Source organism: Rhodobacter aestuarii (assembly GCF_900156655.1).
Classification (GTDB): Bacteria; Pseudomonadota; Alphaproteobacteria; order Rhodobacterales; family Rhodobacteraceae; genus Rhodobacter; species Rhodobacter aestuarii.
Window position 1 is genome coordinate 124,742 of sequence record NZ_FTOG01000010.1, and the last position, 18,766, is coordinate 143,507.

An 18,766-nucleotide genomic window follows, 5' to 3' on the forward strand; every position below is an offset into this window, starting at 1 on the left:
TTCTTTTTAAGGCAAAGGGGCGTAGAAGCCGCGCTTTCCGCTCTAGTGAAAGCCTTCCCCCCATGACCGAGTTCCCCCATCTTCCCGCCGCGCTGTCACAGGCGTTGGCTGCGAAGGGCTATGAAGCCCTCACGCCGGTGCAGGAGGCGGTGACGAAGCCCGAGATCGCCGGGCGCGATCTGTTGGTCTCGGCGCAGACGGGCTCGGGCAAAACCGTGGCTTTTGGTCTGGCGATGGCGGGCGAATTGATGGGCGAGGCGGGGATTTCGCCTTATCCAGATCTGCCGCGTGCGCTGGTGGTGGCCCCGACGCGCGAATTGGCGATGCAGGTGAGCCGGGAGTTGAGCTGGCTTTACGCGGGAGCCGGTGCCGTGATCGCGGGGGCCGTTGGCGGCATGGATGCCCGGTCGGAACGCCGTGCGCTTGAACGCGGCGCGCATATCGTTGTCGGCACCCCGGGCCGGATTTGCGACCACATCCGCCGTGGCGCGCTGGATCTGGCGGCGCTTTCGGTTGTTGTGCTCGACGAAGCCGATGAAATGCTCGACATGGGCTTTCGTGAAGACCTTGAATTCATTCTCGAAGCTGCGCCGGAAAGCCGCCGCACGCTGATGTTCTCGGCCACCGTGCCGCGCGAGATTGAGCGGATGGCAGGCACCTTCCAGCGCGAGGCGGAGCGAATCTCCACCATCGCTGCGCGCGAAAGCCATGCCGATATTGATTATCGCGCCTTCTTGGTCGACCGCTCGGATCGGGAAAACGCCATCGTCAACCTGCTGCGCTTCCATGAAGCGGAGCGTGCGATTGTGTTTTGCTCGACCCGCGCCGCCGTGGCGCACCTGACGGGGCGGCTTTTGAACCGGGGATTCTCGGTCGTCGCCTTGTCTGGGGAACTGACGCAAGACGAACGCTCCCGCGCGCTGCAAATGATGCGCGATGGCCGGGCGCGGGTCTGTATTGCGACCGATGTGGCCGCGCGCGGGATCGACCTGCCGGGCTTGGAATTGGTGATTCACGCTGATCTGCCGATGAACCGCGAAGGGCTTTTGCACCGGTCTGGCCGCACCGGGCGTGCTGGTCGCAAAGGGCTTTCGGCCATCGTCGTGCCCGCGAATATTCGCGCCAAGGCAGAACGGCTGATCCGCGAAGCGGGCGTGGCCGTGAACTGGGACACCGCGCCGACGCCGGAGGCCATCTTGGCGCGCGATGAAGAGCGCATGCTGCAAGAGCCGGGTCTGGTGGCGCCGGTCACCGCCGAAGAATTTGACGCGGTCGAGCGCCTTGTCTCGGCCTTCCCGCCCAAGCAATTGGCGGCGGCGGTGCTGCGCCATTTCCGGGCTGCGCGCACCGCGCCCGAAGACATCGTGCCGATGACGGTGGGCGAAGGCCCGAAACCGCGTGCACGCGAAGAATTTGGTGCGGCGCGGTTCTATCGTCTGTCGATGGGCCACGATCAATGGGTCGATCCGAAATGGCTTTTGCCGATGCTGTGCCGCGCGGGTGATCTGACGCGCCGCGACATTGGCATGATCCGGGTGATGGAAGATCATACCTTCGTGCAAATCCATGAATCGGCGGCGGCCAAGTTCGAAGCCGGGCTCGCGCCGTCGATGGTCATGGAAGACAAATGCACCGTCGAGCCGCTGGCCGAAGCACCTGCCGGGCTGGATCGGCCCGGTCCGAAGCCTGCCCGCTGGGCCGGTAAGGGCGGGGATCGTGGCGACCGCGGCGACCGCAAACCCTATGGCGGCAAAAGCTTTGGCGACAAGCCGCGTAGCCCGAAACCGCATCGCAAAGGCCCGCCGCGCGAAGACCGCAGCGAAGGTGGCGAGCGCCAGGAGCGCGCAGAACGCCCGGCCCGCAAATTCGGCGAAGGCGCGCCCGCGAAAGGCCGCAAGGCCGCCCCTTGGGCGCGCGAAGGTGGCCATGGCGGTGCCGCCGCAAAAGAGGGCAAGCCGAAGGCAAAATACGGCGCGAAACCCGCAGGAAAGCCGGGTGGCAAACCTGCAGGCGCAGGCAAGCCGGGGCCCAAGAAACCGCGCAAAGCGTAAGGAAATAAAAAAGGGGGCCGCTTGGCCCCCTTTCGCTTTGGTCTCCCCGACCGCAGCTTAACCGTTGCGGATGGTTTCCATCAGCAGCGTGACGTTTTCCGGATCGGCTTCGGGCGTGATGCCGTGGCCGAGGTTGAAGATATGCGGGCCGTTTTTGAACGCGGCGACAACATCTTTCGTGGCCTGCACCAGCGCATCGCCGCCGGTGATCATGTAGGACGGATCAAGGTTGCCCTGCACACAGCCGTCTTTTTGCACATTGGCGGCTGCCCATTCGGGCGAGACGGAGTTGTCAATCGCCACACAATCGGCCCCGGTTTTCTTGGCAAAGCCGATGTAGCCGTCACCCGCTTCACGCGGGAAGGCGATGACCGGAAGGCCCGGGAAGCGAGCTTTGAGTTCCGAGGTAATGCGTTTCGCCGGTTCCACCGCGAAATCGTCAAAATCCTGGCCCTTCAGGCTGCCCGCCCAGCTGTCAAACAGCTTGACGACTTCACAGCCCGCTTCGACCTGTTTCGACAGATATTCGATCGTCGCATCGGTCACTTTATCAAGCAGCGCGACAAAGGCGGCCCGGTCGGTGTCTTTGAGTTTGTGCGCGGCGGCTTGGTCTTTGGAGCCACGGCCGGCAATCATATAGGTCGCCACGGTCCAGGGCATGCCGGCGAAACCGATGAAGGTGGTTTCTTTGGGCAGTTCACGCGACAGGATTTTGCAGGTCTCGTAGACCGGGGCGAGCTTGTCGTGGATGTCGTCTTTGCCTTTGAGCGCATTCACACCAGCCATATCGGTGGTGGTGGACATGCGCGGGCCTTCGCCCGTTTCAAACCAAAGGTCCGCACCCAAGGCTTGCGGCAACAGCAAGATGTCGGCAAACAGGATCGCCGCATCAAAGCCAAAGCGGCGGATCGGCTGCAGCGTCACTTCGGCGGCCAGATCGGGCGTGTAGCACAGGCTGAGGAAGTCGCCTGCCTGCGCGCGGGTCGCACGGTATTCGGGCAGGTAGCGGCCCGCCTGCCGCATCAGCCACACCGGCGGCGTGGGAAGTACTTCGCCCTTCAGGGCGCGCAGGATCGTCTTGTCGGTCATGGGGGCCTCCTTCACTTACTCCCTTTCATCGCCCCCTGCGGCTGAATGTCAAGTCTTGTTGACAGTTGTAAAGCTTGCGCGGGCAATCTGACGCGGATATGCCAAGTGTATGGAACAGATGCCCTCGCCCAACGCCCCGCTGAAGATCGGCACCCGCGGCAGCCCTCTGGCGCTCGCGCAAGCCTACGAGACCCGTTCGCGGCTCATGGCCGCGCATGATTTGCCTGAAGAGGCGTTTGAGATCGTGGTCATTAAGACCTCGGGCGACAATGCCTCTTTGATTGCAGCGGACAAACCGCTGAAAGAGGTGGGAGGCAAAGGCCTTTTCACCAAAGAAATCGAAGAGGCGATGGTCGATGGTGGCATCGATATTGCCGTCCATTCGATGAAAGATATGCCGACGGTGCAGCCCGAAGGCCTGATCCTCAACTGCTATTTGCCGCGTGAAGATACCCGCGACGCTTTCGTTTCGCTCAAATACGACTCGCTTGACGCGCTGCCCGAAGGCGCTGTTGTCGGAACCTCGTCGCTGCGCCGCCGTGCGCAGCTTGCCTATCGTCGCCCGGACCTGAAAATGGTGGAGTTCCGGGGCAATGTGCAAACCCGGATGAAAAAGCTCGAAGACGGCGTGGCCGATGCCACCTTCTTGGCGCGGGCCGGTTTGAACCGCCTTGGCATGTCCGATGTGGCGAAATCTTCGATTGAGCCGGAAGACATGCTGCCCGCCGTGGCGCAGGGCTGCATCGGGATCGAACGCCGCATCGCCGATGAGCGTTGCGCTGAGCTGCTGCTGCCGCTGATGGATGGCCCGTCGGGGTTGCGCCTTGCCTGTGAGCGCGCCTTCCTGCGCACACTGGATGGGTCGTGCGAGACGCCGATTGCGGGTCTGTCGATCCTTGAAGGCGATCAAATCTGGCTGCGTGGCGAGATTTTGCGTCCCGATGGCTCGGAAGCGATTGCCGATGCCATTCGTGGTCCGGCGACCGATGGCGAAGCGCTTGGCGAAGAGCTTGCGCGCCGGATGCTGGCCTCGGCCCCGGCTGATTTCTTTAGCTGGCGCTGCTAAGCCCACGACGATAAACCCTTTCGGGCCGGAGGTTTGCCGCAGGGCAGCCTCCGGCCCGCTGCATTTCAAGGACACCCGCCATGGATCTGATCGCCCGCCTTGCTGAGATTGTCGGCCCCACCCATGTGCTGACCGGGGCCGAGGCGGCGGGCTTTGGCCGCGAATGGACGTGCCATTATACTTGGACCCCCATGGCCGTGGTGCGCCCCGGCACAACGGCAGAGGTTTCGGCGCTTTTGCAATTGGCGCATGAAACCGGCACCAAGGTTGTCCCCGTGGGCGGAAATACCGGGCTAAATGGCGGCACCTTTGCCGAAGGCGCGCTGATGATCTCGCTTTCACGCCTGAACCGGGTGCGCGAGATCAACCCCGCCGCGCGGGTGGTGGTGGCCGAGGCGGGCGTGGTGCTGGAAACCCTGCATGATCTGGCCGCGCAGCACGATCTGGCGTTCCCGCTGACCTTTGGGGCCAAAGGCTCGGCGATGGTGGGGGGCTTTTTGTCCACCAATGCGGGCGGGTCGAATGTGGTGCGCTATGGCTCGGCGCGTGCGCTCTGTTTGGGGCTAGAGGTCGTGCTGGCCGATGGCCGGATTTGGAACGGGCTCACTGGGCTGCACAAAGACAACACGGGTTACGACCTGCGCGATTTGATGATTGGCGCGGAAGGCACGCTTGGCATCATCACCGCCGCGGTGCTCAAACTCACGCCTGCGCCCACGGCCTATGCGACGGCGCTGATCGGCCTGCCCAGTTTGGACGATGCGCTCACGATTTTGAATGCCGTGCAAAAGGGCAGCGGCGGCGCGGTTGAGGCGTTTGAATATATGCCCGACACCTATATGGAGCGGCTTGCAAAGGCCAAACCTGCGCTGGCCTGCCCGTTCCCGCCGCAACCCGTCAATGTGCTGATCGAAACCGCGACCACCGTGCCCGGGGCTGATCCGGTGGCGCAACTTGAGGCCACGCTTTTTGAGGCGATGGAGCAGGGCCGCGTGACCGAGGCCGTGGTGGCCCATTCCACCGCGCAGCGCCGCAAGCTTTGGGAGATGCGCGAAACGGCGGCCGAGATCACCTTCACCACCCCCGATATTGTGGATTGCGACATTGCTCTGCCGCTTGATCTGTTGCAGTCCTTCCTTGACCGCATGACCCCGCGCCTGATGGCGTTGGACCCGCAGGCCGGGGAATTGGTGATTGGCCATCTGGGCGATGGCAACCTGCATTACACCGCCTATCCCAGCCGCTCGGATGCCGCTTTGGGAAAAGCGATCCGCGCGGCGGTGAATGAAGAGGCGATGGCGCTGAACGGCAGTTTCTCTGCCGAACATGGGGTGGGGATCTCCAAACGCGCCACGATGGCCGCGCATAAAGACCCGGTTGCGGTGCAGATGATGGCGGCGATCAAGGCCGCGCTCGACCCGAAGGGGATTTTGAACCCCGGCAAGGTTTTGCCATAGGCTCTTGAAACTGGGCGCGTCAGGGGGCATGGATCGCGCGATCATGAGCCTATCCGCCCCGTTCCGCCCTATCTTCCGCGTGCCCGCACTGCGCCTTGCCGCGGCGCTGATTGCGCTGTTTGGCGCGCATATCGCCACGCTTGTGCCCTATGTTTCAATGCTGGCAGTGACCCGCTTTGGGATGAGCGATCACGCCTTTTCGGTGCTGTTGGTGGTGGCGTCCTTCGTGGGGGTGGCGGCCTCGGTTTCCTTTGGCATCCGCGCCGATCAACGCGCGAACCGCCGCCGTATCGCGCTAATCGTGAGCGGGGCGCTCACGCTTGGCACGGCCTTGGTGACGTTTTTCCCCATCGCGCCCGTTTTCATTCTGGCCCATGCGCTGATCCTGCCCGTGTCCGGTGCAATCTTTGGGCAGGTCTTTGCCCTCGCGCGGCTCGCGGCCTCCACCTGCCCAGAGGCGGAGCGCCCGGCGGTGCTTTCCACCCTGCGTGCGCTCTTTGCCCTGCCGTGGATCATCGTCTTGCCGATCTGGTCGGTCGTGTTTCGCGGCGACACGCCGCTGACCGTGATTTACCCGGTCTGCCTTGCCTTTGCGGTGCTGATCTTGGGGCTGACTTGGGCGTTTTGGCCGCGTGATGGGGCCACGGCTTGGTCGGATGCGCCTTCGGGCCTTAGTTTCCGCGCGTCGCTGCGTGAAATTGCGCATCCCAAGGTGCTGGTCCGGGTTCTGGCCCTTGGCACAATCAACGGCGCGGTGATGCTGTACATGGTGGTTGTGGGGCTCGTCTTCGCGGGCATTCCCTATCGTGGCGCGTCTGATACCGCGCTTTATGCCGGGATCATGGCGGGGCTAGAGGTGCCCTTCATGCTGGCATTGCCCTTCATGATTGGGCGCATTCGCCAGACATGGTTCATCTTCATCGGCACGGTGCTTTACGCGATCCACCTTGCGGGGATTCCGATTTTGGCGGAAAGCCCCGCCGTTTGGGTGCTGACGATCTCCGGCGCGATTGGTGGGGCGATCGTGCTCACCCAACCAATGGCCTATCTGCAAGACCTGATGGGGGATCGCCCCGGTGCGGGGGCCTCGCTTATGGCGTTGCAAAAGCTCGCCGGCGATGGTTTCTCTGCGGCTTCGTTTGCGCTGGGGACCACCTTGGCCGTGGGCTACGGGCTTGCGGCCTTCATTGGCGCGGGGCTGGCCCTGACCGGTGCGACGCTGCTGATTGTGCTCGACCGGCGGCGCTGATCTCAGCTGTCGGGCGTTACCCGATCAAGCAGTTCCAACACCTTCGGCCCCAAGGCCTCGACGACCAGCACCACCCCTTTGGCGGAGGGGTGAATACCATCGGCCTGCATCAAGCCTTGGGCCGCGCGCTCTTCGGGGCTTTGCGCGGCAATCGGGCCGAGCAGGTTATCCACCACCACAGCACCGTATTGCGCGCCAAGCTCTGGCCAGATCGCATTGAACGCCTCCTGATAGGCGGCCCCGTAATTGCCCGGCGCCTGCAACCCCACCAGCGCGGCGGGCAGGCCCTTGGCCGTGACCTCGGCCAGCATCGCATCAAGGTTTTCGCGTGCCTTGGCGGGAGGCTGGCCGCGCAGCATATCATTGCCGCCAAGGGCGATCATCACCGCATCCACCTCGGGTGTGAGCGACCAGCCAAGCCGCGCCCGCCCGCCCGATGTGGTGTCGCCAGAGACGCCCGCATTGATCACGTTCACGTCAGCGCCACGCGCTTGCAACCAGCCTTGCAATTGCGGCACCAACCCCTCGCCGGGGTTTAACCCATAGCCTTGGGTGAGGCTATCGCCCACCGCAAGCAGCGTGATGGGCTCTGCCGCCGCCGTTGACGCAAGGGAAGCGCTGACCAATCCGGCTGCCAAAGCCTTGCCCATGCCGCTGCGGACCCCATATGCCCTTGAAAGCAATGACAGGCAGGTTTTCATGACCGACACGGTTCTCTCCCTTGATGATGCGCGGCTGACTTTGGCCGGAAACGCAGGCCCCGTAGAGATTTTGCGCGGGATCACGCTTTCGGTCGCTAAGGGGGAAAGCGTGGGGCTGGTGGGGCCGTCTGGCTCGGGCAAGTCGTCGCTCCTGATGTTGATGGGCGGGCTGGAACGCGCCACCGGGGGCAAGGTCACCGCTTTGGGGCAGGATCTGACCGCGATGGGCGAAGATGATCTGGCCCGCTTCCGCAGAGGGAATATGGGGATTGTGTTTCAATCTTTCCACCTTGTCCCCACAATGACCGCACTCGAAAACGTTGCCCTGCCTTTGGAAATTGCGGGCCAGCCCGATGCGCAGGCCCGCGCGATGGCGGAATTGGATCGGGTGGGTTTGGGGCATCGCCACCACCATTACCCCTCTGAAATGTCGGGCGGCGAACAGCAGCGCGTGGCTTTGGCGCGTGCCGTTGCTCCGCGCCCCGCGATCCTGCTCGCCGATGAGCCAACGGGGAATTTGGACGCCAAGAACGGCGCCGCGATCATTGAGTTGTTATTTGATCTGCAAGCGCAAACTGGGGCCACGCTTGTGCTGGTGACCCATGCTGCCGATCTGGCCGAGCGTTGCGGGCGGTTGGTGCGGCTTGCCGATGGGGTGCTCGAATGAGCCTCGCTGTTCGGATTGCGCGTGCCGAATTGCGCGGGGGGCTGCGCGGCTTTCGCATTTTTCTTTTGTGTCTGATGCTGGGCGTTGCCGCGATCACCGCCGTGGGTGAGGTGCGCGAGGCGATTAAAGCAGGCTTGGCCGCCGAAGGCTCCACTATGCTTGGTGGTCAGGCAGAGATGGAATTCACCTATCGCCGCGCTACGCCTGAAGAACGCGATTGGATCGTGGCCAATGCGCGCGCCTTTTCCGAAGTGGTCGAAATGCGCTCCATGGCGGCGCTGGAAGACGGCTCTGAAACCGCGCTGACGCAGTTGAAAGCGGTGGATGGCGCGTGGCCGCTTTTGGGGCAGGCGCAGCTTGACCCGCCCGTGGGCGTCGCGGCTTTGGCGGGGCAGGGCGGTGTGCCCGGTGCCTTCCTCGACCCGGTTTTGGCAGACCGTTTGGGGTTGCAACCGGGGGATACGTTCAAAATCGGCGGTGAAACCTTCGTATTGATGGCGCGACTGGTCCGCGAGCCCGATGCCGCGAGCGCCGGTATGGCCTTTGGGGCGCGCTCGGTTGTGGCGCTTTCGGCGCTGGAAGGCACGCCGCTTTTGGCCCCCGGCACGCTTTATGAAACGAAATACCGGGTGCTTTTACCCGAAGGCACGAGCCTAAATGCCCTTAGCCGGGCAGCGGAAGAGCGCTTTGCGGGCGCGGGCATGAAATGGGCCGATGAGACCCGCGCGGCCCCTTCGATTGAGCGGTTCACCGACAGGCTCAGTTCGTTCTTAGTGCTTGTGGGGCTGGCAGGGCTGGCTGTCGGCGGTGTGGGTATTTCGGCCACTGTGCAGGCATGGATTGCGCGCAAGGCTGCGACCATCGCCACTTTGCGCGCACTTGGCGCCTCGGGCACGACGATCCGGGGCGCTTTCCTGATACAGCTTGCGGTGCTCACCACCGTGGGTGTGGCGGCGGGGCTTGCCTTGGGCGGCGGCGCCGTTTTCGTCGCGCGCGGGCTGATTGCCGATGCAATGCCGGTGCCGGTGGAGGTTAGCCTTTCGGCTCGCCCGCTCTATGAGGCGGCGATCTATGGCGCGCTCACGGCGGCGATCTTTGCGCTGTGGCCCCTAGCGCGGCTCTCTGAATTGCGCGCAGCCACGCTCTACCGCGAGGCAGAGAAACCGCGCCGGGGCCTGCCGCCGCTAGGGTTCTTGGCGATCATTGCCGGGCTGACGGCGGCTTTGGTTTTGGCGGCGGTGCTGTTTTCGGGCCTGCCCACGCTAACGCTTGTGACCCTTGGCGGGGTGGCGGGCGCGTTGGTGCTGCTGGCGCTTGCCGCGATGGGCATTCGCGCGCTGGCGCGCCGCTTTGCCTCGCGCACCTCGCGCCGCCCGGCGCTTCATGCGGCGCTCGCCGCGATTGGCGCGCCAAGGTCAGAGGCGACCGCGGTGATTTTGGCGCTTGGGCTGGGGCTCACGGTGCTTTCCGCCGTGGCGCAGGTGCAAAGCGGGCTGCGTGGGGCGATTGCGCAAGAACTGCCGCAACAGGCCCCTGCCTTCTTCCTGCTCGACATCCCGCCGCCCGAGCGTGCGGCGCTGGTGGACCGGCTGATGGCGCAAGAGGGCGTGAGCCGGATTGATACCGTGCCGATGCTGCGCGGCATCGTGACCGAGATCAACGGGCAAAACGCACGCGAGGTGGCGGGCGAACATTGGGTGCTGCGCGGTGACCGGGGCGTGACCTTTGCCGAAACCCCGCGTGAAGAGCTGACCGCAGGCGAATGGTGGCCCGAGGGCTATACCGGCCCGCCGCTGGTGTCTGTCTCGCAAGAAGAGGCGACGGAACTCGGCTTAAAGCTGGGCGATAAGCTGACGGTGAACATTTTGGGCCGCGATATCGTCGCTGAGATTACCTCGTTCCGGAACGTAGATTTCTCGACCATGGGGATTGGCTTCGTGCTGACCTTTGATGCGGCCACGCTTTCAAGCGCGCCGCACACCGACCTTGCCACCGTCTATGCGCCGCCGGAAACGGAGGCGGGGCTGTTGCGGTTGATGGCGCAAGAATTTCCGACCGTGACCGCCGTGCCGGTGCGCGAGGCGCTGAGCCGGGTGAGCGAGGCTTTGGGCTCGATTGCGACCGCTGTGGGCTTGGCGGCCTCCGTCACGCTGGTGACGGGCTTTGCGGTGCTTCTAGGCGCGGCGGCTTCGGGCGAAGAGGCGCGCGCGCGCGAAGCGGCGCTTCTTAAAACGCTTGGCGCAACGCGCGGGCTGATTTTGCGCTCATTCGCTTTGCGGGCGGCGCTGATGGGCGCGGCGGCGGGGATCATCGCTGTGGGTGTGGGCGCGCTGGCTGGTTGGGCGGTGCTGGTGTTGGTGATGGAGAGCAGCTTCCGCTTTGATGCGCTGGCAGCGCTTTTGGTCATTGCGGGCGGTATGGCTGCGGTGTTGCTGGCGGGCACCCTTTTCGCCCTGCGTCCGCTTGCAGCGCGGCCGGCGCGGGTGTTGCGTGCGCAGGAATAAGGGGTGGGGGGCGTATCGCGCGCCCCCACTTACTCAGGTGCGTAGCCCGGTTTCGTACAAGATCCCGCGCCGCTTAGCCTCATAATAATAGCCGCGCGCGTACCACATGACGGCGGTTTGCTCGTCGCCATCGGCACACATCCACGCCCCGCGCAGATATTTCACACCGTATTTCAGGTTGGTATCCGCATCGAGAAGCGCCATCGCCTCGCCCTCAAACCCCATCCCGCGTGCGGTTTGCGGCAGGATCTGCATCAGCCCGTAATAGGGGCCATTGCGCGCCGCGGTGTTATAATCGCTTTCACGCTGGACGACGCGGTGCACGAGCGAGCGCGGCACGCCATAATGATCCGCCCAATGGTTGATCTTGGCGCGCAGCGCGGGCGTTTCGCCGGGATAAAGATTGAGAAGGTCAGCGCGCGGAGATTTGGTGGATTCCCGTCCCGCACCACAGGCGGAAAGGGCGCCAAGGGCGGTCATCCCAAGAAGAAGCGAGCGGCGCGTTACCATGAAGCCTCCAAAATCGTGACGCATGATCACGTGATCATTTCAATCGTGATACGCGCGTGAAGGCTTTCGGGCGAGCAAAAATCAAGGCCGGGGCGTGGCGATGCGCGGAGCTTTGCCGATCAACTGGCGGCGCGGCGCAATCGCAGCGCGTTGGTGACCACGAAAACGGAGGACAAAGACATCGCCCCCGCAGCCAGCATGGGGGACAGCCCCGGCCCGCCAAAAGGCACCAAAACGCCCATCGCCACAGGGATTAGCGCGGTGTTATAGGCAAACGCCCAGAACAGGTTTTGCTTGATGTTGCGCATCACCGCGCGTGAAAGCGTAACCGCACGCGCCGCGCCGCGCGGATCTGCCCCCGTGATCACCACCTCTGCGGCCTCAATCGCGACATCGGTGCCAGAGCCAAGCGCAAGCCCGACATCGGCGGCGGCGAGCGCGGGGGCATCATTGATGCCATCGCCCACAAAAGCGACTGCGCCTTGGGTTTTGAGGGCCGTGACGGCGTCCACCTTGCCCGCAGGCAGCACTTCGGCGGTGACGCGATCAATGCCGAGATCGCGCGCGACCGCTTGCGCTGTGGCCTGCGCATCCCCCGAGATCATCGCCACTTGGAGGTTTTGCGCCTTGAGCGTGCTCACCGCCTCGGCGGCGTGATCTTTGGGCGGGTCAGACAGGGCGAGTACCCCGATAGGTTGGCCATCAAGTGCCACCAAAACCGGGGTTTTGCCCGCGCTGGCAAAGTTTTCTGCGGCGAGGGAAAGGGGGGCCGTTTCAACGCCTGCCTCGGTCAGTGCCGCGCGGTTGCCGAGCAAAATTTGCTGCCCGTCGACTTCTGCAGAGAGCCCACGCCCCGGTGTCGCGGTGACTTTGCGCGCACGGGCGGGGGCGAGGCCGCGGGCTTTGGCGGCCTCCACAATCGCATGGGCGAGCGGGTGTTCCGAGCGCGCCTCGGCCCCAGCCGCAAGGCGGAGCAGATCATCTTCGCTCATATCGGTGGCCAGATGGAGCCCTGTGAGTTCGGGCCGCCCTTCGGTCAGCGTGCCTGTTTTGTCAAAGGCGACCGTCTTCACTTCGGCCAAGCGTTGCAGCGCATCGCCACGCCGGAATAAAAGCCCAAGCTCCGCGCCGCGCCCGGTGCCAACCAAGATCGAGACCGGGGTGGCGAGCCCCATCGCGCAGGGGCAGGCGATGATCATCACCGAAATCGCAGCGACGAGCGATGCCGCAAAGCTTTGGCCTGCGGCGAACCAAATCAGGAAGGTGAGGGTGGAAAGCGCCATCACCACAGGCACGAAGACGCGGGTGACTTTATCGACCAGTGCCTGCACGGGGAGCTTTTGCCCCTGCGCCTCTTCGACCAAGGCGATGATGCGCGACAGCACCGTATCGCCCCTCGTCGCGGTAACGCGGAAAGAAAGCGCCGCCGTGCCATTGACCGTGCCGCCCGTGACGGGGCTGCCCGGCACTTTTTCAACCGGCACGGGTTCGCCCGTCAGCATGCTTTCATCAATAAAGCCGGTGCCTTCGGTCACGATGCCATCCACGGCGATGCGTTCGCCCGGCGCCAAAAGCACAATATCGCCGGGGGCAAGTTCCTCGACCGGGAGCGAGATCGTGGTGCCCTCCCGCTCCACCCGCGCCGAACTGGGTCGCAGCGCGACCAGCCGCGAAATCGCTGCCCCGGCTTGGCCTTTGGCGCGCGCCTCAAGCCAGCGGCCAAGCAAGATGAGCGTAACGATCACCGCTGCCGCTTCAAAATACACATCCAGCGTGCCGGGGGGCAAAAGCCCCGGCACCAGCACGACGACGGCAGAATAAAGATAGGCGGCCAGCGCCCCCAGCGCGACAAGCGAGTTCATCTCGGGCGCAAGGCGCAGCAGCGCGGGGAGGCCAAGGCGCAAAAACACACGGCCCGGGAAGGCCAGCACCAGCGTGGTGAAAAGGAATTGGATATTTTGCATCCAATCCTCGCCCATCGCGCGGGCCAAAATGTGGTGCAGCGGCGGGTAGAGATGCGGCCCCATCGCCAAAAAGAAGACCGGCGCGGTGAGGATGGCGGAGAGGAGGAATTGGCTCTTTAGCTTGGCGGCTTCCTGCGCCTGACGTTCTGCCATCGGCGCGGCGGGCATGGCTTCGGTGATGGTGCGGGCTGGGTAGCCCGCTTCTGTTACCACTTGCGCTAGTTCCGATGGTGCAATCGCGCCTTGGGCATAGGTCACCGTCGCGGTTTGCGTGGCCAAGTTGACGGCGGCAGATAAAACGCCGGGGGTTTCGGCCAATGCACGTTCCACCCGGCTCGCGCAACTTGCGCAACTCATGCCCTCAATAGCCAATTTCGTTTCAGCCTCAGCCACCGGGTAGCCAGCTTTTGCCAAGGCTTGCGTCAGCCCGGCAGCAGTGGCGGGTGTATCAAACTCCACCCGCACCGAGCGCGCGACAAGGTTTGCTGCGGCGCTTTGCACGCCCGGTTCTGCGGCAAGCGCGCGCTCCACCCGGCCCGTGCAGGCGCCGCAATGCATCCCCTCAACGATGAATTTCGTGCTGGCCATACCGATCCCCTTTGCCTTTCACTTGCCGCAGGGCCCGTAGAGGTCAAGCAGTGAATACATTCTGCAACTTGAATTTGAGTATGGTGAATGCTAGCTGAAGGTAAGCATTCATTCCAACCGGAGCCTTCCCATGACCCTTGATCGTGCCGTTCTTGTCTTCGCCGGCATCATGGTTCTTGTCAGCGTGATCCTGACTTGGACCGTGTCCACCTACTTCCTGTGGTTCACCGTTTTCATCGGTGTGAACCTGATCCAATCCGCCTTCACCGGCTTTTGTCCCGCCGCGATGGTGCTGGGCAAGCTCGGCTTCAAAACCGGCTGTGCGTTTGAGGCGAAATAATCTGCCTTTTCGGACTCAGTCGCAGACAAAGGAAAGGGCGGGAAGATCCCGCCCTTTCATTTTTGATGTGAGGTGGATCAGGCGGCGTGATCAAGCTTTTGGGCTTGCACGAAAATCTCACGCAGTTTGGCTTCATCGGTCGAACTCAGATTGGTGCGCAGCACCGTGCCGCCAAAATCGGCCAGATGGGTGATCACCCGGTCAGAGGTCAGATTGCGCGCCATCATGAAAAGCGCGGCCCGGCCCGGGGCGAGCGTGGCGGCGATGTCTTTCATGAAATCATCGCGGATCCCGTAGTCGGTGAGCGCCCCGGCCGCAGCCCCAGCCGCCCCGCCAATCACGATCCCAAAGAGCGGGTTGAGGAAGATCGCGCCGATCAACAGTCCCCAAAAAGAGCCTGACATCGCGCCAAGCGCCCAAGGGTTCACCATCTGGCGCAGATGCACTTTGCCGTTTTCATCAGCCACGGCAATCACGGCATCGCCCACATCGGCGTAATAGTCGTTTGACAGTTCAAAGAGTTTTTTGCGGGCGGCTTCGGCGGTGTCTACATCGTCATAGCCGATCACGATCAGTTCGGACATCTCTGTCTCCTTTGCGTCTGGCGTTTCGCTCGCGCCCGCCCCGGGCCCCTTGGCATGCGACCCGAGGCGGGTTTGAAAGAGAAACGATGCACATCTGCAAAGGTTCCTGTGGCCGCTATCACAGTGGCGTGTGAGGGGCACCGTGACGCGAGTGGGGCCGCGCCAGTTTGCGCGATGGACAGGATTTCACGCCTGAGCGACAAGAGTCGCAACGCGTTTCAGGGAGGAGTTTTCGGGATGTATGGCAAATATTTGCTGGGCGGCACCGCTCTGGTCGGTGTGGTGGCTTGGGGCGTTTGGTGGGCGCAAACCCCGCATGCGAGCGGCCCCGGTGCACAAGCATTGCAAACGCAGATTCAAGCCGCCCTTGGCCCGGCAGGCCCTGCGGTGGTGGTGACCCCGGCTTTTGACCACTACGTTTTGAAAATTGATCTGGCGCGGGTTCTGCCCGCCAAAACTGACGCAGCACCGGCCCCCTTTGCGATGTCTGCCTATGAGCTTGATCTAATGCCGCTGGGCGAGGGGCAATGGCAGGTCTCCAGCGCGCCGCAAGATGTGACGATGCAGACGAACATGGTGATCCCGGGGCAGCGTGAAGGGGCTGTGACGGATTATGTCTTCAAAGGGGTCACGTTCAACGGCACCTATGATGAAACGCTGCGCTTCATGCGCGGCTGGCAGACGGCCTATGCCAGCGTCAACATGCGTCAAGTGCAGACGCTCGTCAGCCCGCGTGGGCAAACAAACAAAATGGAAGTGACGGCGGTTCTTTCAGATTATCGCGCGCAAACGCAGGTGAGCGAGGGGGCGAATGGGCTTGATCTGACTGGTCAGGCGCGCGTTGGCTCGTTGTCTGAGAGCTTTGCAATGCCATCGAGGCCCTTCGGAGAGCCGGTTCCCGTCGTTCTGGAAATGGCGCGGATGAGCGGCACGACCCATATTGAAGGGCTGCGCTGGAACACGCTTTTGCCGGTGTTGAACAAGTTGCAGGCGCTTTATGCCGAAGGCAAAGACCTTGAGAGCGAACAGCAAGCGCTGGCGGCGCTGATGTTGCCAGCCCTTCCGGTGCTGGATCAGGCCGCCACGAAGGCTGATTTCTCGACGCTTTCCTTGAAGGTTCAAGATACCAGCGTCAAAGCTGATGCCGGGACGTTTGAGGTCGAGTTCTCCACCGCCGGGGAGGGGCTACGCGAAGCGTTTGAGGTGACGGGGGTGAGCGTGCCCGCAGGCGTGGTGCCGGACTGGGCCACCGCTTTGATGCCGCAAACGGTGCGGCTCGATTTCGGCTTAGAAGGCTTTGACCTTATCGGGGCGGCGAAGCTTGCCTTGGAAGATTTGGCCGCTGGCGGCACGGGCGACGTGCCTAATCCGCAAATGGGAGCGGCGATGCTGCCAGATGGGACCATGACCTTGCGGCTTAACCCGAGCCACGTCACGGGCGCAGATTATGCTTTGAATGCCAATGTCATGGCGCAGGTTGATGTGGAAAAGAATGCTCCGCAGGCTTTGGAGGCGGTGATTTCGCTTTCGGGCATGGATGCCATTCTGACCGCGCTGCAACAAGGCCCCGCCGATGTGCAGCAAGGCGCGATGGGCTTGATGGCGATGCGCGGCTTGGCCAAGGGCGCGCCCGACGGCAGCCTGAAATGGGAGATTGGTCTTGGTCCCGATGGCGTGCCGACCGTGAATGGCATGTCGATGGGGGCTTTGGGGGGGATGATGCCGTAAAGCGCCCCTAGCCCTCGGGGGGAAGCCTGCGAGGGCGGGCCAAACACAATTCGGGCGGGACCGTCACCAGATCGGTGCTGCCCGGCTTGTCGAGCAATTCCCAAGCGGTGCGAACCAGTTCAAGGTGGCGCTGGCGCACCATATGCACGGGCAGTCGCAACAGCGCGCCATAAGGTTCGTAATCGAAGCACCCCAAGCTGAACGCACCCAATTCGATCTCTGGGCGTTGCGACAAGAACCGCAAAACCTCTTCAAAGACATTGATCGAATTGGCAAAAAGCCCCGCAGGCAGGCCGCCAAGGCGCGCGTAAAGTGCTTGTATTTCGGTTTGCGCGACCTCGGGCTCATAGCCGCAGGCAATCACCTGATCCGCGTCACATTTGCCAAAATGCGCGGTGATCGCCGATTGGAACCCGGCAATTCGGCGCGAGGAGGCATGTAAACGCGCATCGCCACCCAGCAGATAAACCTTCTCGCGGCCTGTGCCCTCAAGCGCAGGGGAGTGGGGGGCGAGCGTGTCGATGATCGCTTCGGTCAACTGCCGCGCGCCAGTTTCATTGTCGGTGATCACCGAGGGCGCGCCGGGGCAGGGCTGGTCAATGAACACATGGGGCAATTGCGCGGCGCGGCAGATATCTGAGATTTGGCTCGGATCGGCAGCGCCTGCCACAAAAAGCGCATCAATTGAATAGCCCATCAGGTCGCGCACGGTGGAAAGCTCTTCTTCCGGTTTGCGCGCAGTGGCGATGATCACCGGGCATTGGCTGCGGGCGCGTGCCTCCACGGTGAAGCTTTGCGAGAGATCCGAAAAGAAGCGGTTGCTGTGTTCGGGCAAGATCAGCCCCACCAACCCAGAGCGTGCTGTGCGCAGCCCCCGCGCCTGCAAATTCACCGAATAGCCCATCTCGCGTGCAAGCGCGATGATGCGCTGCGCGGTCTCTTCTTTGATGCGGCGGGCTTTCCATGTACCATTCAGCGCGGCGCTCACGGTGGAGGCCGAAGTGCCGATGCGCATAGCGATGTCATGAATGGTATGTTTTTGGGTTGGTTTCATTGCTGGGTCCGGGACTGTCGCCTTGACAGGATGAGACCGAATCGACTTAATATGCAACAACGATTGTGCAGGCGTTGGATGTGACGCTTCGTAAAGTCAATTACGCCCGTGAGCTGGTTTGGAGGCTGGCCTAGGGCGTTTTTTCGGAGCCTTTGCGCAATCGTTTGCACAGCGACCGAGCCCCGCGGTTCGGGGAAGTCAGAGTCGGGTGGATGAGCCCGAGGGAGGAACAGATGAAGAAGCTTCTCGCCTGCGCCAGCGCAGTGGCGTTTACGGCAGTATTTGCCACCGCAGCCAGCGCCACCGAAATTGGTGTGGTGGTGAAGATCGGCGGTATTCCGTGGTTCAACGCGATGGAAGATGGCATCAAACGCCAAGCCGAAGCTTTGGGCGTGGACGCCGAAATGATTGGTCCGACCTCGGCGGATCCGGCGCTGCAAGTGCAAGCCATTGAAGACCTGATCGCCAAAGGCGTTGACGTGATCGGTGTTGTGCCGAACGACGAAAAAGCGCTTGAGCCGGTGCTGAAAAAAGCCCGCGACGCTGGCATCATCGTCATCGCGCATGAAGGTCCCGGCCTTGAAAACGTTGATTGGGATTTTGAACTCGCTTCGGCGCAAGGCTTTGGCGAGGCCCATGCCAAACTTCTGTCTGAAAAAATCGAAGGCCCCGGCAAATATGCGGTTTACGTGGGTTCGCTCACCGTGCCGCTGCACAACGCGTGGGCGGATGCCGCCGTGGCTTGGTTGACCGAAAATCGCCCCGATCTGGAGCCGGTGGGGGACCGCTACGGCGTGGCTGAAAACGTCGATGAAAGCCGCAAAACCGCGCTCGACCTGATGGCCGCAAACCCGGATCTGAAAGGCTTCTTGGGCTTTGGTTCGCAAGGGCCGATCGGCGCGGGCCGCGCGATTGATGAGCGGAAGATGTCTGGCAAAGTCTTCGTCGTGGGGCCGTTCTCGCCGGGTCAAGGCGCGCGGATGGTGCACCAAGGTGTGCTGACCGGCGGCTATATGTGGAACCCGGCGCAAGCGGGTGAGGTCTTCGTGACGCTTGGCAAAATGCTGGCCGATGGCGAAGAAATCACCGATGGCATGGATATTCCGGGCCTTGGTGTGGTGCATCCCGATTTTGAAGGGCGTGACATCATCACCGATAACCTGCTGGAACTGAACGACAGCTCTGTCGACGATCTTGCGGACAAGGGGCTCTAA

The 18,766-nt window shown here is 62.9% G+C and carries 15 protein-coding genes; 9 read left to right on the top strand and 6 right to left on the bottom strand.

The window, feature by feature from the left end; translation table 11 throughout:
- Positions 1–62: 62 nt before the first annotated feature.
- Positions 63–2,051, top strand: coding sequence for a DEAD/DEAH box helicase (locus tag BW967_RS14750; RefSeq protein ID WP_076485857.1), 1,989 nt, complete (start codon positions 63–65; stop codon positions 2,049–2,051).
- 57 nt (positions 2,052–2,108) lie between these two features.
- Here BW967_RS14750 and hemE read toward each other — a convergent pair whose 3' ends face one another.
- Positions 2,109–3,140 (bottom strand): uroporphyrinogen decarboxylase, encoded by a 1,032-nt coding sequence (hemE, locus tag BW967_RS14755; RefSeq protein WP_076485858.1) that lies wholly within the window; start codon positions 3,138–3,140, stop codon positions 2,109–2,111.
- A gap of 118 nt (positions 3,141–3,258) precedes the next feature.
- Between hemE and hemC the strand changes: the two genes are divergently transcribed.
- From hemC to BW967_RS14770, 3 genes are all read left to right on the top strand, one after another.
- Positions 3,259–4,206: a hydroxymethylbilane synthase gene (gene hemC, locus BW967_RS14760; protein WP_076485859.1), complete on the top strand. Its 948-nt coding sequence runs from the start codon at positions 3,259–3,261 to the stop codon at positions 4,204–4,206.
- 80 nt (positions 4,207–4,286) lie between these two features.
- Positions 4,287–5,663 carry an FAD-binding oxidoreductase gene (locus BW967_RS14765; protein WP_076485860.1) on the top strand — a complete coding sequence of 459 codons (1,377 nt, stop codon included), beginning with the start codon at positions 4,287–4,289 and terminating at the stop codon, positions 5,661–5,663.
- A 43-nt stretch (positions 5,664–5,706) separates the two neighbouring features.
- Positions 5,707–6,912: an MFS transporter gene (locus BW967_RS14770; protein ID WP_139327844.1), complete on the top strand. Its 1,206-nt coding sequence runs from the start codon at positions 5,707–5,709 to the stop codon at positions 6,910–6,912.
- Positions 6,913–6,914: 2 nt separating this feature from the next.
- Here BW967_RS14770 and BW967_RS14775 read toward each other — a convergent pair whose 3' ends face one another.
- On the bottom strand, positions 6,915–7,562 hold the full coding sequence (locus BW967_RS14775) for an arylesterase (protein ID WP_076485862.1): 648 nt from the start codon (positions 7,560–7,562) through the stop codon (positions 6,915–6,917).
- 49 nt (positions 7,563–7,611) lie between these two features.
- Between BW967_RS14775 and BW967_RS14780 the strand changes: the two genes are divergently transcribed.
- On the top strand, positions 7,612–8,280 hold the full coding sequence (locus tag BW967_RS14780) for an ABC transporter ATP-binding protein (protein WP_076485899.1): 669 nt from the start codon (positions 7,612–7,614) through the stop codon (positions 8,278–8,280).
- Positions 8,277–10,784 (top strand): ABC transporter permease, encoded by a 2,508-nt coding sequence (locus tag BW967_RS14785; protein ID WP_076485863.1) that lies wholly within the window; start codon positions 8,277–8,279, stop codon positions 10,782–10,784. The genes BW967_RS14780 and BW967_RS14785 overlap by 4 nt, the downstream gene beginning before the upstream one ends.
- Positions 10,785–10,817: 33 nt before the next feature.
- On the opposite strand, the gene BW967_RS14790 is transcribed toward BW967_RS14785, so the two are convergent.
- A complete protein-coding gene (locus tag BW967_RS14790; RefSeq protein ID WP_083952279.1) occupies positions 10,818–11,294 on the bottom strand; it encodes a lytic transglycosylase domain-containing protein in 477 nt (158 codons plus the stop codon).
- Positions 11,295–11,413: 119 nt separating this feature from the next.
- The gene (locus tag BW967_RS14795) at positions 11,414–13,846 is read right to left on the bottom strand and encodes a heavy metal translocating P-type ATPase (RefSeq protein WP_076485864.1); all 2,433 of its coding nucleotides are present in this window, start codon (positions 13,844–13,846) and stop codon (positions 11,414–11,416) included.
- Between the two features lie 130 nt (positions 13,847–13,976).
- On the opposite strand from BW967_RS14795, the gene BW967_RS14800 reads away from it, so the two are divergent.
- Positions 13,977–14,186: a YgaP family membrane protein gene (locus BW967_RS14800; protein WP_076485865.1), complete on the top strand. Its 210-nt coding sequence runs from the start codon at positions 13,977–13,979 to the stop codon at positions 14,184–14,186.
- A 77-nt stretch (positions 14,187–14,263) separates the two neighbouring features.
- Here the strand turns inward: BW967_RS14800 and BW967_RS14805 are convergent, their stop codons facing one another.
- On the bottom strand, positions 14,264–14,770 hold the full coding sequence (locus BW967_RS14805; protein ID WP_076485866.1) for a DUF1269 domain-containing protein: 507 nt from the start codon (positions 14,768–14,770) through the stop codon (positions 14,264–14,266).
- Between the two features lie 237 nt (positions 14,771–15,007).
- Between BW967_RS14805 and BW967_RS14810 the strand changes: the two genes are divergently transcribed.
- A complete protein-coding gene (locus tag BW967_RS14810; protein WP_076485867.1) occupies positions 15,008–16,498 on the top strand; it encodes a hypothetical protein in 1,491 nt (496 codons plus the stop codon).
- Positions 16,499–16,505: 7 nt separating this feature from the next.
- Here BW967_RS14810 and BW967_RS14815 read toward each other — a convergent pair whose 3' ends face one another.
- Positions 16,506–17,552, bottom strand: a complete 1,047-nt coding sequence (locus tag BW967_RS14815) for a LacI family DNA-binding transcriptional regulator (protein WP_076485868.1) — start codon at positions 17,550–17,552, stop codon at positions 16,506–16,508.
- 233 nt (positions 17,553–17,785) lie between these two features.
- Between BW967_RS14815 and BW967_RS14820 the strand changes: the two genes are divergently transcribed.
- On the top strand, positions 17,786–18,766 hold the full coding sequence (locus tag BW967_RS14820; protein WP_076485869.1) for a substrate-binding domain-containing protein: 981 nt from the start codon (positions 17,786–17,788) through the stop codon (positions 18,764–18,766).